This is a genomic window from Halomonas sp. M4R1S46, from assembly GCF_025725685.1.
Lineage (GTDB): Bacteria > Pseudomonadota > Gammaproteobacteria > Pseudomonadales > Halomonadaceae > Halomonas.
This window is the reverse complement of the sequence record NZ_CP107008.1, coordinates 55626-68391: the sequence shown is the minus strand read 5'-3', so window position 1 is coordinate 68391 and position 12766 is coordinate 55626. Positions and strand designations below refer to the sequence as shown.

Genomic DNA, 12766 nt, shown 5'->3' with positions numbered 1-12766 from the left:
CTCAGGCCGCCTGCTGGCGCGCGGCCAGCTGCTTCTTGGCCATCTCCAGCATCACCCGGCGCAGCCTTGAGAGGCCCACGTCGTGCTGGTAGAGGTTCTCGTGATGACGGGCGTCGGGCGCCAGGTTCTCGAGGATGATGCGATCCTGCTCCAGGACGTCCCAGTGCAGCCGTTCGAGCTTGGTGCGGTAGAAGAAGCGCCACACCTGACGCTGCCAGCCATCGACCTTGCGCACCCGCCAGAAGAACACTCGGGTGTTGTCCTTGTCCTCGGGCACGGCCATGCCGACGATCCAGAACGGGCCGCCCGGGCCGAAGCGCTGCTGATAGGGGATCGACAGGCGCAGCCACAGGGCCCCGGTGTTGCCGTATTCCACCCAGTCGAAGTTGACCCCGGTCTGGCCGGTCTTCTTGAAGATGAAGCCGCTCTCGGTGGGCTCGAGCACCATCTCGGCCTGGCGGTCGCCCTCGGCCATGGAGTGCGAATCCGAATGCAGGTAGGTGCCGTGCATGGGGTCCATGACGTTGTCGACGGCGTACTGGTAGTTGCACTTCCAGGTGGCGGTGCACAGGAAGTGGCCGTAGGTCTCGGTGTCGGTCAGCTGCTCGGGCAGCTCGAGCTCGCTGGGTTCCTCGTCGGGGGTGGTGCCGAAGTAGACGAAGATGGCGCCGTGGGCCTCCTGGATGGGGTAGCGCCGCACACAGGGCTGGCCGACCAGCGGGCTATTGCTGATCGCCGGGACATCGCAGACCTCGCCCTCGCCGTTGACCTCGACCCCGTGATACCAGCAGGCCAGGCGGTCGCCCAGATTCCAGCCCTTGGAGAGGCGGGCGCCGCGGTGGGGGCAGCGGTCCTCGACGGCATGCAGGGTGCCGTCATGGCCGCGCCACAGCACCAGGTTCTCGCCCAGGCGGGTGATGCCGACGGGGTTGCTGCCGACCTCCCAGCTGGCGGCGACGGGATACCAGAGGGAACACAGACCATTGTCCAGGTAGTCCTGGACGGCGCTGTCGACGGAGGATGCACTAGTCATGACTCGACCTCGTTGTTGATTGTGCGAAGGCGTGAACGTCGGCAACCGGGGGCTTACTGCCCCAGGACCGCCATCTCCCGAAGGAAGCTTTCCTGGGTCCAGGCATGGCCGTTGCGGTCATGGCGATCGCGCGCATTGAGGCCGTCGACCAGGGCGTCCAGCTCGGTCACTCCCTCGGCGAACACCTCCTCGAGGGCCTCCACCAGTTCCAGTTCGAAGGGGCCCGGCACGCTCTGGCGGGTCTGCCAGACGGGGTTGGCGAAGCCGCCCGGCACCTCGATGTGGCCCTGGCCGGGCTCGCTGGAGGGGATGATGCGCTGCCAGGTCTTCAGTTGGGGGTTGTAGTCTTGCTGGGCCATGCCTTAGCTCTCCTCGCTCACCTGCAGTTGAACCTCGTCGTCGATGATCCGCACCGGATAGACGTGGAGGTCACGATCGGCCGGCTCGCGCAGGCACTTGCCACTCTTGATGTCGAAGGTGGCCTCGTGGAGCGGGCACTCCACCTGGCCGTCCTCGACGAAGCCCTGGGACAGCAGGGCATAGGCGTGGGGGCAGACGTCCTCGAGGGCGTAGTACTCGCCATCGAGCACATAGACGCCGATCTCCTTGCCGTCGATCTTCGCGGAATAGGGAAAGTCTTCCTGCACCTGGTCGGTCTTGCAGACGGGGGTCCAACTCATGACGTGTTCCTCATCGATCGGGGAGTGATGGGTCATCCCTGGTCGGCTCAAATAAGAAACCATATTTATTATTTGATCCAATGCGCCCCAGTATAGGCGGGCCGCTCATCCTGTCAATACTATATAGTATTTGGCGGACAGCCCGATACACCCGGGTCCGCCCACCTGGGCGTCGGCCCGACAGACGAGACGGTCCCGTGACGCGAGGGGGTCACATGGCTAGCGCAGCTGGGTGCGCAGGGAGAGGCGGTAGTCGTTGGCGGGAATGTGCATGATCTGCCAGGCGACGGTGATGTCGTCGGCCAGCCGATAGAGGGTCTCGAGGCGCAACCCCAGGGGCGGTGTCTCGGCCAGGTCGGGCAGCATGACCCGGGCCGCGGCCTTGGGCAGGCGCACCAGGCGCACCCGGTTCTCGGCGTGGCTGACCGTCAGCCGCCCCCGGGCCTCGAGCAGGGGCAGCACGCTCTCGTGCTCCAGGGCCTCGGCCGGCATCTCGAGCAGGGAGCCGGCCATGTCGCCTCGCAGGTAGATCTCGGTATGACAGTCGAAGGCCCCGTCGATGCGGTCCTGCCGCACCAGGCGCACGTGGCCGCTCGGGCCGTCGCCCAGCAACTCGCTCCAGGCCCCCTGGCGGGTGAGCCGTTCACGCTTGAGCAGCCGGATGAAGACCATGCGGACCCGGGTCCCGTCGGGACGCAGGAAGCCGAAGGCCGGCGTGGTGATCTCGCGTCGATGGTCGCCGCCGGCGACGAAGGTGCCCAAGCGACGCTGACGATAGAGCTCACCACTTTCCACCAGGTCGCGCAGGGCCTTCTGCACGGTCCCCAGGCTCAGCGGCAGGGCGGCGGCCAGTTCCTGCTCGGTGGGCAGCCGCGTCCCTTCCGGTAGCCATCCCTCGACGATCAGCTCGATGATGGCATCACGCATGCACAGATACTTGGGCGACCTGGGGGACTGCTCGAGGTGTCGGGAGATGCGATCGGCCAGCAGGGACAGCACGGCAATGCCTTGTAGGGGACATGAAGGCGGGAATTCTAGCAGGCTTGGCCGGGGGCCATAAGCTCGACGCTCGAAGCCAGTCAGCGTACTACCAGCCGCTGCAAACGGAAGACCCCCGTAGCCTGGCCACGGGGGTCTTCTCTTCCAGCTTCAAGCTTACGGCTTATCGCTCCCGGCGAAGCCGGGTCGCTCATTTCTCGACGAAGGCACGCTCGATCACGTAGTCACCGGGCTCGCCCATGCGCGGCGAGATATTGAAGCCGAGCTCGTCGAGCAGGTCGCTGGTGTCGTCGAGCATCGCCGGGCTGCCGCAGATCATGGCGCGATCCTGCTTGGGGTCCAGGGCCGGCAGGCCGGTGTCCTCGGCGAGCTTGCCGCTGCGGATATGGTCGGTCAGGCGCCCCGTGGTGTGGAACTCCTCCCGAGTCACCGTGGGGTAGTAGACCAGCTTCTCGCTGATCTCCTCGCCCAGATATTCATGCGCCGGCAGCTCCTTGGTGATGAAGTCGGCATAGGCCAGCTCGCTCACGGAACGCACGCCGTGCACCACCACGATCTTCTCGAAGCGCTCGTAGGCCTCGGGATCCTGGATCAGGCTCATGAACGGCGCCAGCCCGGTGCCGGTGGAGAGCAGGTAGAGGTTACGCCCCGGCAGCAGGTCGTCGGTGACCAGGGTGCCGGTGGGCTTGCGGCTGACCATGATCTGGTCGCCAACCTTGAGGTGCTGGAGGCGCGAGGTCAGGGGGCCGTCGGGCACCTTGATGCTGAAGAACTCCAGGTGATCCTCGTAGTTGGGGCTGGCGATGGAGTAGGCCCGCATCAGCGGCTTGCCGTCGACCTCGAGGCCGATCATCACGAACTGGCCGTTCTTGAAGCGCAGGCTGCGCTCCCGGGTGGTCTTGAAGCTGAACAGGGTATCGTTCCAGTGATGGACGCTGAGGACTTCTTCCAGGGCGAACTTGCTCATGCCGGCTCCTATATATTCCAGAAACGCATAAATGCGTCGATATGCTTTGCAGCTGATTCTAAGAGACGCGACAATATCTGTTAAATGGATTGTATGGATAAAGCTTATCTATACTACCGATATGTCCTCATGGAGATCGCCGGATGCGCTATACCCTGCGCCAGCTCGAGGTGTTCGTGGCCGTGGCCCAGCACGAGAGCGTCTCCCATGCCGCCCGTGCCCTGGCACTGTCCCAGTCCGCCGCCAGCACCGCCCTGGCGGAGCTCGAGCGCCAGTTCGACTGCCGCCTGCTCGACCGCATCGGCAAGCGCCTCAAGCTCAATGCCCTGGGCTTCCAGCTGCTGCCCAAGGCCGTGGCCCTGCTCGACCGCGCCGAGGAGGTGGAGGAGTTGCTGCGCGGTCAACAGGGCATCGGCACCCTCGACGTGGGCGCCACCCTGACCATCGGCAACTACCTGGCCACCCTGCTGATCAGCGACTTCATGCAGCATCACCCGGGCAGCCGTATCCGCCTGCAGGTGCGCAACACCCGCACCATCATCGAGGGGGTGCGCCACCACGAGCTGGATCTGGGCCTGATCGAGGGGCAGTGCGAGGACGACGACGTCATCACCCAGCCCTGGGTCGAGGACGAGCTGGCGGTGTTCTGCTCGCCCCGCCATCCCCTGGCCGACCAGGGGCCGGTGGAGCTCGACCGGCTGCTGCGCGAAGCCTGGATCATGCGCGAGCAGGGCTCCGGCACCCGCCTGACCCTGGAGCAGGCCGCGCGGCACCGGCGCGGCCGCTTCAACACCCTGCTCGAGCTGGAACACACCGAGGGCATCAAGCGCGCCGTGGAGTCCGGGCTGGGCATCGGCTGCGTCTCCAAGCTGGCCCTGCGCGATGCCTTCCGCCGCGGCAGCCTGGTGCCGATTCCCACCCCCGAACTCGACCTGAGCCGCCAGTTCGCCTTCATCTGGCACCGTCACAAGTACCTGGCGCCCGGCATGCGCGAGTTCCTCAAGCTCTGCCGGCAGATGACCGAGGGCATCCGCCGCAGCGACCAGATCGACCTTCCCCACTATTCCTGAGCCTGCCGGACGGGTCGCGACGGGGCTTCGAGCCGCCGCGGGGCCGGGCGGCCCCCCGGCGGGAGCGTCGGGAAAGGGGCGGGTCAGCGCAGGTCGCTCACCGCCTCCTGGATATCGGCCAGGCTGGCCTTGGAGAGGTCCTTGGACAGGGTATGGATCACCAGCTTGGCGGTGGGGGGATCGAGCTTGTCACGCAGCTGGCCGAGAAAGCGCGGGGGGGCGACCAGGATCAGCTTATCCAGGGTATTCTCGACCCGGGCGCGATAGAGGCGATCGGCGACCTCCCGGGCGAAGATCGTCTCGTGATGCTGGGTCGCCACGCTCTCGCCGCCGGCGGAGCGCGCCGTCGTGGATGTCGACTCGTGGACATCCCCGCTGCGGTCGGTCACCAGATCGCCCTCGTGCAGCCGCCCTTCGGCATGCACCAGGCTATCCTTCTCTTCAAGCTTCAGTGCATCCCGGGTGAAGACCCGAGCCCTGGCGGCATCGGCCACCACGATATAGGTCGTCATAGTCGCTCCTTGATGCTGAAAGGCACGCGAAGGACTCTCCGCCTGCCTTCTCAACATTGGCAAGGCACCCCCGGAGCGTCAACTGGCGGCGTCGAGCGACACCCGGCGTCGGCGTCCGCGGACACTGCCGCCGGGCCGTCGACTGGGGTAGGATGCCCGCCCACCGGCCCGGATCGCTGGTGCCATCGCCCGGCACGCCCATCCCGCCGCCCCGGAGGATTCCCCATGCGGTCTTTCCTGTTTCCCCGTCATCCCCTGCCGCGACGCACCCTGCTGTTCTGCCACGCCGCCCTCCAGATCGGCCTGCTGATGGCCGGCGGCCTGTGGCTGGCCGCCCAGACCCCCTGGCTCGCCGATAGCGGCTGGCTGGCCGCCGCCCCCCGTCTCGCCCTGGGCGGCAGTGCGCTGCTGCTGGCCATGATCGGGCTGCGCCTGCTCGCCGAGCTGTGGCTGCTGCCCTACCACCTGGCCGGCCAGCGCGCCGGCTTCGCCCCCGCCGCCGTGGTCACCCGCTCCTTCGAGCGCCGTCCCGCGGTGCACGCCGCCGAGCAGGCCTGGACCTCGGCGGCGCAACCGGCGGAGACCGAGGACACCGTCCTCGGCAGCGCCCGGGTGACCCGTCCGGCGCCGCGCCGCCCGCGCCCCCAGGACGAGCCGACCCTCGACCTGGCCGGCGGCCAGGCGGAGCCGGTGCCGGAGCGCGAACCGCGACTGTGACCCCCGACACGACGCCCCCCGGCCGTGGCCGGGGGGCGTCGTTCAGCAAAGCGGCTCTGCCGTCAGTCTTCCAGCAGCCGGCGCATAAAGGGCGGCAGCGCCAGGGCCCCGCGATGGGCCGCGGCGGTATAGTACTCGAGGGGCATCTCGGAGGCCGCCGCGGCGGCCTCCCGGAAGCTCGTGACGTCGGCGGCCTTGCCGGCCAGGGTCACGCTCCACCAGCCCGAGGGGTAGACCGGCTGGGGAAAGGGCAGCGTGGCCACGCTGTCGAAGCCGGCCTCGCCCATGTCGCGACGCAGGTCACGGATGATCGAGCCGCTGTGATACAGCGGCGACTCGCTCTGCTGCACCATCACGCCGCCCGATCGCAGGATGCGATGGCAGCGGCGCAGGAAGTCGGTCTTGAACAGCCCCTCGGCCGGCCCCACGGGGTCGGTGGAGTCGATGATCAGCACGTCGACGCTGTCGTCGGGCGCCTCGTCGACCCACTTCACGCCGTCGGCGAACAGCAGTTCCGCGCGGGGATCGCCGTTGGATTCGGTCAGCGCCGGGAAGAAGCGCTCGGCGGCCCGGGTCACCTCCTCGTCGATATCGATCTGGGTGACCCTGTCGACGCCGGGATGGCGCAGCACCTCGCGCAGGGTCCCGCAGTCGCCGCCGCCGATGATCACCACGCGCTTGGGGTCGGCATGGGTGAACAGCGCCGGATGCGCGATCATCTCGTGATAGAGGAAGTTGTCGCGGTCGGTGAGCATCACGCAACCGTCGAGCACCATCAGGTTGCCATAGGTCTCGGTGGCATAGACCTCGAGGTGCTGATAGGGGCTCTGCACCTCGTGCAGTTTCTCGGAGACCTTCAGCGAGAAGGCGCTGCCGTGGCTGTCGAAGACTTCGGTGAACCAGCCGGAATCGAGAGACGTGCTCATCGGGGACCCTCAAGGTGACGTGTGGAGTGCCGTGGCCGCCCGTCCAGGCGGCGGCCGGCAAGGTAGCCTAAGCGCGCTCGGGAAGAAAGCCCCGGCGCAATCCGGCGAGCGCCAGCACGGCGACCGCCGCCCCCAGGCCGTTGGCCAGGATGTCCGAGACATCGCCACCGAAGCGCCCCGGGACGGGGATCTGGGCCAGCTCGATCGCCGCGCCGAACAGGACGGCAACGAGGAAGGCCAGCGGCAGGCGCAGCCCGGCGAGGCCACTCAGGCCGGCGAGCCCGGCATAGCCGAGGAAGTGGCTGGCCTTGTCCCAGGGCAGGGCCTGGGGCAGCTCGCTGGCGGGCGTCAGGCTGCCCCAGCCAACGACCAGGGCCGCCGCCACCGCCAGGCAGGCCCACAGGCGGCGCCGGTCGTGCCAGCGCCGGAGCCAGCCCGCTTCAGGCATGGGCGATGTTGCGGTGATAGGCCGGGCTCAGTTCGTGCAGAGCCTCCATGAAGGCGGTGACCCGGTCCGGATCGGTGAACTGGCTGATGCCGTGGCCCAGGTTGAAGACATGGCCGGGCCCCTCGCCGTAGCTGTCGAGGATGCGGGCCACCTCGGCGCGGATCGCCGAGGGCCGCGCGAACAGCACGTTGGGGTCCAGGTTGCCCTGCAGGGCGACGCGATGGCCGACCCGCTCCCGGGCGCCGGAGAGCTCGGTGCTCCAGTCCAGGCCCAGGGCATCGGCGCCGGTGGCCGACAGGTCCTCGAGCCACTGGCCACCGTTCTTGGTGAACAGGATCACCGGCACCCGGCGGCCCTGGTGCTCGCGGATCAGCCCGGCGACGATCTGCTCCATGTAGCGCAGCGAGAACTCCAGGTAGGCCGGCGTGGACAGCGCCCCGCCCCAGGTGTCGAAGATCTGCACGACCTGGGCCCCGGCGCGGATCTGGGCGTTGAGGTAGTCGGTCACCGCATGGGCCAGGGTGTCGAGCAGCCGGTGCATGGTGTCCGGGGTGTCGTAGAGCATGGCCTTGACGTGGCGGAAGTCCTTGCTCGAGGCGCCCTCGACCATGTAGGTGGCCAGCGTCCAGGGGCTGCCGGAGAAGCCGATCAGCGGCACCCGGCCGTTCAGCTCGCCGCGGATGGTCGAGACGGCGTTCATCACGTAGTCGAGGTCGCGCTCGACGTCGGGCACGGCCAGCGCCGCGACCGCCTCCGGGGTGCGCACCGGCTTGCGGAATTTCGGCCCCTCGCCGGTCTCGAAGTACAGGCCCAGCCCCATGGCGTCGGGGATGGTGAGGATGTCCGAGAAGAGGATGGCGGCATCCAGCGGGTAGCGCTCCAGCGGCTGGAGGGTGACCTCGCAGGCCAGGTCACGGTTGCGGCACAGGTCCATGAAGCTGCCGGCCTGGGCGCGCACCTCACGGTACTCGGGCAGGTAGCGGCCGGCCTGGCGCATCATCCACACCGGCGTGCGGTCCACGGGCTGACGCGCCAGGGCGCGCAGAAGGCGATCGTTCTTGAGTTCCATGCAGGCGCTCGTCCACGGAAAATGTGGGCATCATTGTACCCCATCATGGCGGAGCGGGCTGTGGTCGTGAGCCCGCCCCGGCTTCCTGATAGAATGGGTGAATTCCGTCGGCCACGCCCGGTCTTCCATCGAGGTACATCGTGACGATTCGCTACATCGCCGCCTCCCGGCTGCCCACCCCCTGGGCCACCTTCACCATGCACGGCTTCGAGGACGAGGCTACCGGCAAGGACCATATCGCCCTGACCCTGGGCGAGGTCGGCGATGGCGAGCCGGTGCTGGGGCGCGTGCACTCCGAGTGCCTGACCGGCGACGCCCTCTTCTCGATGCGCTGCGACTGTGGCTACCAGCTCCAGGAGGCCCTCAAGCGCATCGCCGAGGAGGGCCGCGGGGTACTGCTCTACCTGCGCCAGGAGGGCCGCGGCATCGGCCTGCTCAACAAGATCCGCGCCTACCACCTCCAGGATCAGGGCGCCGACACCGTCGAGGCCAACGAGCAGCTCGGCTTCGCCGCCGACCTGCGCCGCTACGACCTCTGCGTGCCGATGCTCGAGCAGCTGGGCATCGGCTCGCTCAAGCTGATGACCAACAACCCGCGCAAGGTCGAGGCCCTGACCCGGGCCGGCGTCGGCATCAGCGAGCGGGTGGGACTGACCACCGGCCTCAACCCCCACAACGAGCATTACCTGTCCACCAAGGCCGGCAAGCTCGGCCACATGATGGCGCTGGGCGACTTCACCCAGGCCAGCGACGTGGATATCGAACGCAAGCCCTAGAGCCTGTCGGACTTAACGCTGATCGACTGCGAATCCCGGGCTTTCGGCCAACTTCATTCGATCTATTTTGTTAAATAGCGCGCTATTCGCCTCAATAGATCGATAAATTTGACTCGAAATCCGTGATTCTCGCGGCGATCGGTCAAATCCGACAGGCTCTCGTCGGGAACCTCCGCTTCGGCACCGCCGTCGAAGTACAAAGGGAGGACCCGTCATGTATCGGCCAACCGAGCCTCCGGGCGACCCCGACTTCTCGCTCCTCGAGGAGCTGCTGCACAGCGCCAGCCACGGCCTGGGGGCGATCCTGAGCCTCGCCGGGATGGTGGCGCTGATCGTCCTGAGCAGCCGTGGCATGGCGGCCACGCCCCACAAGGTCGCCGCCGTCTCGCTCTACGGCACCACCCTGGTGCTGCTCTATACCGCCTCGACCCTCTATCACGGCACGCGCCACCCCCGCCTCAAGCGGGCCTTCCGCGTGCTGGACCACTGCGCCATCTACACCCTGATCGCCGGTACCTACACCCCCTTCCTGATGGTCAATCTCCAGGACTCCCTGGGCGAGCCCCTGCTGGCCGTGATCTGGACCCTGGCGGTGGCCGGGATCGCCCTCAAGCTGTGGCGCCCCTTTGCGCTCGGCGGCCTGCACATGGCCGTCTACCTGCTGATGGGCTGGCTGATCCTGGTCGCCGCCGGCGAGCTCGACGAGGCCCTCTCCCTCACTGGCCTCGGCCTGCTGATCGCCGGCGGGGCCTCCTACACGCTGGGCATCGTGTTCTTCGCGGTCCGGGCGATCCCCTTCAACCACACCATCTGGCACCTCTGCGTGCTGGGCGGCAGCACCTGCCACTTCTTCGCCGTGGTCACCGACGTACTGCCCTACTCTCCCTGAGGCTCCGGCCGGGCACCCTGGCCGATCGCACCGCCCCATGCACAAGCCCCCGGCGAGGCCGGGGGCTTTCTGGATCAGGCTGCGGAGGAGGCGGGTCAGTCGGCCAGCGCCTCACGCCTGCGGAGCGCGGCGTTGCCCAGCAGGCGCAGGGCCAGCGCCGCGGCCACCAGGGCGACGACACCGGCGCCGCCGCCGACCAGGGCACTGCCCGACAGACCAGCGACGAAGAAGGCCAGGATGCCCGCCACGCTGGCGGTGATCGCATAGGGCAGCTGGGTGCGCACATGGTCGATATGGTCACAGGACGCCCCCGCCGACGACAGGATGGTGGTATCCGAGATCGGCGAGCAGTGATCGCCGAAGATGCCGCCGCTCAGCACCGCGGCAATGGCCAGCGACAGCGACAGGTCCATGGCCATGGCCACCGGCATGGCGATGGGGATCATGATGGCGAAGGTCCCATAGGAGGTGCCGGTGGTGAAGGCCACGAGAGCCCCGATCAGGAACAGCAGCACCGGCACCAGGCTCGGCGCGATGTTGGCCTCGGCGAGGGTGACCAGGTAGTCGGCGGTGCCGAGTTCGGCGGTCACGCTGCCGATGGACCATGCCAGGGTGAGGATGATGTAGACCAGGGTCATGCTCTTGATGCCGTCGACCACGATGTCCATGGCCTCGCGGAAGTCGAACAGCTTCTGGGCCATGCCCATGGCGAGGCCCACCGCCACGGCCACGAAGGTCGCGATCAGGATCGACTGGCCGCCATCGGCCTCGCCCACCGCGGTGACCAGGTCGTTCTCGGGGAAGCCACCGGTCCACAGGAACAGCGGCGGGATCATCCCCACCAGCACGGCGATGGGCACCAGCATGTTGCGCTTGCGCGCCTGGTGCTCGGGCACCGTGGCCATCTCCTCGACCTCATGGCCCGAGGGCGGGGTGGCGCCCTCGGCCATCACCGCGCCAGTGGTACGGGCGCGCTCCTCGGCCCGGGCCATGGGGCCGAAGTCCCATTGGGTGACGACGATGTAGACGATCAGCCCCAGCGCCAGCCAGGCATAGAAGTTGAGGGGGATCGAGGCCAGGTAGATGAGGTACTCGGAGCCGCTGGCGTCCATCGCGGCGAGCTGGGTGCCGATCAGGCCCATCACGAAGACCACCCAGGTCGAGACCGGCCCCAGCAGGCACATCGGCGCCGAGGTGGAATCGACGATATAGGCCAGCTTCTCCCGGGATACGCCCATGCGATCGGTGATCGGCCGCATCACGCTGCCCACGGTCAGGGCATTGAAGTAGTCCTCGAAGAAGATCAGCACGCCGAGCCCCAGGGTCGCGCCCTGGGCACCCCGCCGCGAGGCCACCCGCGCCGAGATGGCGCGGGCGATGGCCTGGGCGCCGCCGGTCCGCTGCAGCACGCCGATCAGCACCCCGAACAGGCCGCAGTAGATCAGTACGGTGACGCTCCACTCGTCGCCGACGCTGGGGATGATGAAGTCGCCGAAGCTGTTGTAGAGACCGGCGGCCGGGTTGCCGCCCGCCAGCATGGTGGCACCCAGCCAGACGCCACAGAACAGCGCCGGTATCACGTTGCGCGTCACCAGTGCCAGCACGATGGCCAGCACCGGCGGCAGCAGGGAAAACAGACCGAAAGTCATCAGGGGATCTCCAGGGAATTCTTGTGGACCACCGTGCGCGGGCCCGTCAGGCCGGGGCCGGCCGCCATCGGGAGTGGCGTCCGCCGGCGGCAGCCGCGCATCCTAGGCGGCCCGGGGCGATCCGGCAACCGCGATGTCCCATCGCGAAAAGCCGCGGCCGACGAGACGAAAGTCTCGTCGGCCGCGGCGGGCGGGAGGGCGACGCGCGCGGCGTCAGGGGCCGGGCAAGCCCCGGCAGGCGGTCAGCGCCGGCTCAGGCGGTGGCCCGGGCCTTGCGGATGCGCTCGTAGGCACTGCCGATCTCGCTGGTGCGCTCCTTGGCCATCTCGCGCATGCTCTCGGGCAGCCCCTTGGCGGCGAGCTTGTCGGGGTGGTTCTCGCTCATCAGGCGACGATAGGCCTTCTTGACCTCGGCATCGCTGGCCTCGGGGTCGAGGCCCAGCACCTGGTAGGCATCCTCCAGGGAGAGGCCCTGCTCGCCCGCCGCCTCGGGGCCGCCACGCAGCATGGCCTCGATCTGGGCGATCTCGGCCTCGGAGCAGCCCAGGCCCCGCGCCACGCGCAGCAGCATGTCATGCTCGGCGGGATGCAGCTGGCCATCGGCGGCGATCGCCGCGAGCTGGACCTGCAGGAACACCTGCAACAGGGCGCGCTGGCGGCCCACCACCTGGCGCACCTTGGCCAGCTCCGCCTCCAGGTCGAAGTCGGGGGCCTTGCCGCGGGTGAAGGCGGCCCGGGCCTGAGCCCGCTGCGCCTCGCTGAGCCGCAGGCGATCCCACAGCTGCCGGGAGGCCTCCAGCTCGGCCTCGGTGACCCGGCCATCGGCCTTGCACATGCAGCCCATGACCGCGAAGGTCGACTCGAGGAACTGCGCCTGGGCCCCGGCCAGCCGGCCCACCAGGCTCTTGCGCAACCGCCGCACCAGCCAGTAGCCGAGGCCACCCCCGATCAGCAGCCCCAGGGGGCCGCCGACCAGGAAGCCGATTACCGCGCCGATCAGCATGGCCATCAACATGGCGTCTCTCCGTATC

15 protein-coding genes are annotated in these 12766 nt (G+C 68.3%); 4 read left to right on the top strand and 11 right to left on the bottom strand.

Annotated elements, in window-relative coordinates:
• Position 1 precedes the first annotated feature (1 nt).
• The 5 genes from OCT48_RS00315 to OCT48_RS00295 form a co-directional block, all read right to left on the bottom strand.
• A complete protein-coding gene (locus OCT48_RS00315; RefSeq protein ID WP_263590826.1) occupies positions 2–1033 on the bottom strand; it encodes an aromatic ring-hydroxylating oxygenase subunit alpha in 1032 nt (343 codons plus the stop codon).
• A 53-nt stretch (positions 1034–1086) separates the two neighbouring features.
• Positions 1087–1392: a recombinase-like helix-turn-helix domain-containing protein gene (locus OCT48_RS00310; RefSeq protein ID WP_263590825.1), complete on the bottom strand. Its 306-nt coding sequence runs from the start codon at positions 1390–1392 to the stop codon at positions 1087–1089.
• A gap of 3 nt (positions 1393–1395) precedes the next feature.
• Positions 1396–1713 carry a nitrite reductase small subunit NirD gene (gene nirD, locus OCT48_RS00305; protein WP_263590824.1) on the bottom strand — a complete coding sequence of 106 codons (318 nt, stop codon included), beginning with the start codon at positions 1711–1713 and terminating at the stop codon, positions 1396–1398.
• 219 nt (positions 1714–1932) lie between these two features.
• Positions 1933–2712 carry a GntR family transcriptional regulator gene (locus OCT48_RS00300; protein ID WP_263590823.1) on the bottom strand — a complete coding sequence of 260 codons (780 nt, stop codon included), beginning with the start codon at positions 2710–2712 and terminating at the stop codon, positions 1933–1935.
• 190 nt (positions 2713–2902) lie between these two features.
• Positions 2903–3679 carry a ferredoxin--NADP reductase gene (locus OCT48_RS00295; protein WP_263590822.1) on the bottom strand — a complete coding sequence of 259 codons (777 nt, stop codon included), beginning with the start codon at positions 3677–3679 and terminating at the stop codon, positions 2903–2905.
• Between the two features lie 143 nt (positions 3680–3822).
• On the opposite strand from OCT48_RS00295, the gene OCT48_RS00290 reads away from it, so the two are divergent.
• Positions 3823–4749: a LysR family transcriptional regulator gene (locus OCT48_RS00290; RefSeq protein WP_263590821.1), complete on the top strand. Its 927-nt coding sequence runs from the start codon at positions 3823–3825 to the stop codon at positions 4747–4749.
• 83 nt (positions 4750–4832) lie between these two features.
• On the opposite strand, the gene OCT48_RS00285 is transcribed toward OCT48_RS00290, so the two are convergent.
• Positions 4833–5261: a host attachment protein gene (locus OCT48_RS00285; RefSeq protein ID WP_263590820.1), complete on the bottom strand. Its 429-nt coding sequence runs from the start codon at positions 5259–5261 to the stop codon at positions 4833–4835.
• Positions 5262–5486: 225 nt separating this feature from the next.
• On the opposite strand from OCT48_RS00285, the gene OCT48_RS00280 reads away from it, so the two are divergent.
• Positions 5487–5978 (top strand): hypothetical protein, encoded by a 492-nt coding sequence (locus OCT48_RS00280; RefSeq protein WP_263590819.1) that lies wholly within the window; start codon positions 5487–5489, stop codon positions 5976–5978.
• Positions 5979–6040: 62 nt separating this feature from the next.
• Here OCT48_RS00280 and speE read toward each other — a convergent pair whose 3' ends face one another.
• The 3 genes from speE to hemE all read right to left on the bottom strand — a co-directional run bounded on the left by speE (position 6041) and on the right by hemE (position 8421).
• Positions 6041–6904 carry a polyamine aminopropyltransferase gene (speE, locus tag OCT48_RS00275; RefSeq protein WP_263590818.1) on the bottom strand — a complete coding sequence of 288 codons (864 nt, stop codon included), beginning with the start codon at positions 6902–6904 and terminating at the stop codon, positions 6041–6043.
• Positions 6905–6971: 67 nt separating this feature from the next.
• A complete protein-coding gene (locus OCT48_RS00270; protein ID WP_263590817.1) occupies positions 6972–7352 on the bottom strand; it encodes a VanZ family protein in 381 nt (126 codons plus the stop codon).
• Positions 7345–8421 carry a uroporphyrinogen decarboxylase gene (hemE, locus tag OCT48_RS00265; protein ID WP_263590816.1) on the bottom strand — a complete coding sequence of 359 codons (1077 nt, stop codon included), beginning with the start codon at positions 8419–8421 and terminating at the stop codon, positions 7345–7347. The genes OCT48_RS00270 and hemE overlap by 8 nt, the downstream gene beginning before the upstream one ends.
• Positions 8422–8561: 140 nt before the next feature.
• Between hemE and ribA the strand changes: the two genes are divergently transcribed.
• Complete coding sequence (ribA, locus tag OCT48_RS00260) at positions 8562–9197, top strand: GTP cyclohydrolase II (RefSeq protein WP_263590815.1); 636 nt, start codon at positions 8562–8564, stop codon at positions 9195–9197.
• Positions 9198–9411: 214 nt separating this feature from the next.
• On the top strand, positions 9412–10086 hold the full coding sequence (gene trhA / locus OCT48_RS00255) for a PAQR family membrane homeostasis protein TrhA (RefSeq protein WP_263590814.1): 675 nt from the start codon (positions 9412–9414) through the stop codon (positions 10084–10086).
• Positions 10087–10181: 95 nt separating this feature from the next.
• On the opposite strand, the gene OCT48_RS00250 is transcribed toward trhA, so the two are convergent.
• Together OCT48_RS00250 and djlA are read right to left on the bottom strand one after the other, a co-directional pair.
• Positions 10182–11735, bottom strand: coding sequence for a Na+/H+ antiporter NhaC family protein (locus OCT48_RS00250; RefSeq protein ID WP_263590813.1), 1554 nt, complete (start codon positions 11733–11735; stop codon positions 10182–10184).
• 253 nt (positions 11736–11988) lie between these two features.
• Entirely contained in the window at positions 11989–12750 is a 762-nt protein-coding gene (djlA, locus tag OCT48_RS00245) for a co-chaperone DjlA (RefSeq protein WP_263590812.1), read from the bottom strand.
• Between the last annotated feature and the right edge of the window lie 16 nt (positions 12751–12766).

Bases quoted from the DNA above. Each gene is read 5' to 3' on its own strand.
- OCT48_RS00315 (WP_263590826.1), bottom strand. From the start codon at position 1,033: ATGACTAGTGCATCCTCCGTCGACAGCGCCGTCCAGGACTACCTGGAC.
- OCT48_RS00310 (WP_263590825.1), bottom strand. From the start codon at position 1,392: ATGGCCCAGCAAGACTACAACCCCCAACTGAAGACCTGGCAGCGCATC.
- nirD (WP_263590824.1), bottom strand. From the start codon at position 1,713: ATGAGTTGGACCCCCGTCTGCAAGACCGACCAGGTGCAGGAAGACTTT.
- OCT48_RS00295 (WP_263590822.1), bottom strand. From the start codon at position 3,679: ATGAGCAAGTTCGCCCTGGAAGAAGTCCTCAGCGTCCATCACTGGAAC.
- OCT48_RS00290 (WP_263590821.1), top strand. From the start codon at position 3,823: ATGCGCTATACCCTGCGCCAGCTCGAGGTGTTCGTGGCCGTGGCCCAG.
- OCT48_RS00285 (WP_263590820.1), bottom strand. From the start codon at position 5,261: ATGACGACCTATATCGTGGTGGCCGATGCCGCCAGGGCTCGGGTCTTC.
- OCT48_RS00280 (WP_263590819.1), top strand. From the start codon at position 5,487: ATGCGGTCTTTCCTGTTTCCCCGTCATCCCCTGCCGCGACGCACCCTG.
- speE (WP_263590818.1), bottom strand. From the start codon at position 6,904: ATGAGCACGTCTCTCGATTCCGGCTGGTTCACCGAAGTCTTCGACAGC.
- OCT48_RS00270 (WP_263590817.1), bottom strand. From the start codon at position 7,352: ATGCCTGAAGCGGGCTGGCTCCGGCGCTGGCACGACCGGCGCCGCCTG.
- hemE (WP_263590816.1), bottom strand. From the start codon at position 8,421: ATGGAACTCAAGAACGATCGCCTTCTGCGCGCCCTGGCGCGTCAGCCC.
- trhA (WP_263590814.1), top strand. From the start codon at position 9,412: ATGTATCGGCCAACCGAGCCTCCGGGCGACCCCGACTTCTCGCTCCTC.
- OCT48_RS00250 (WP_263590813.1), bottom strand. From the start codon at position 11,735: ATGACTTTCGGTCTGTTTTCCCTGCTGCCGCCGGTGCTGGCCATCGTG.
- djlA (WP_263590812.1), bottom strand. From the start codon at position 12,750: ATGTTGATGGCCATGCTGATCGGCGCGGTAATCGGCTTCCTGGTCGGC.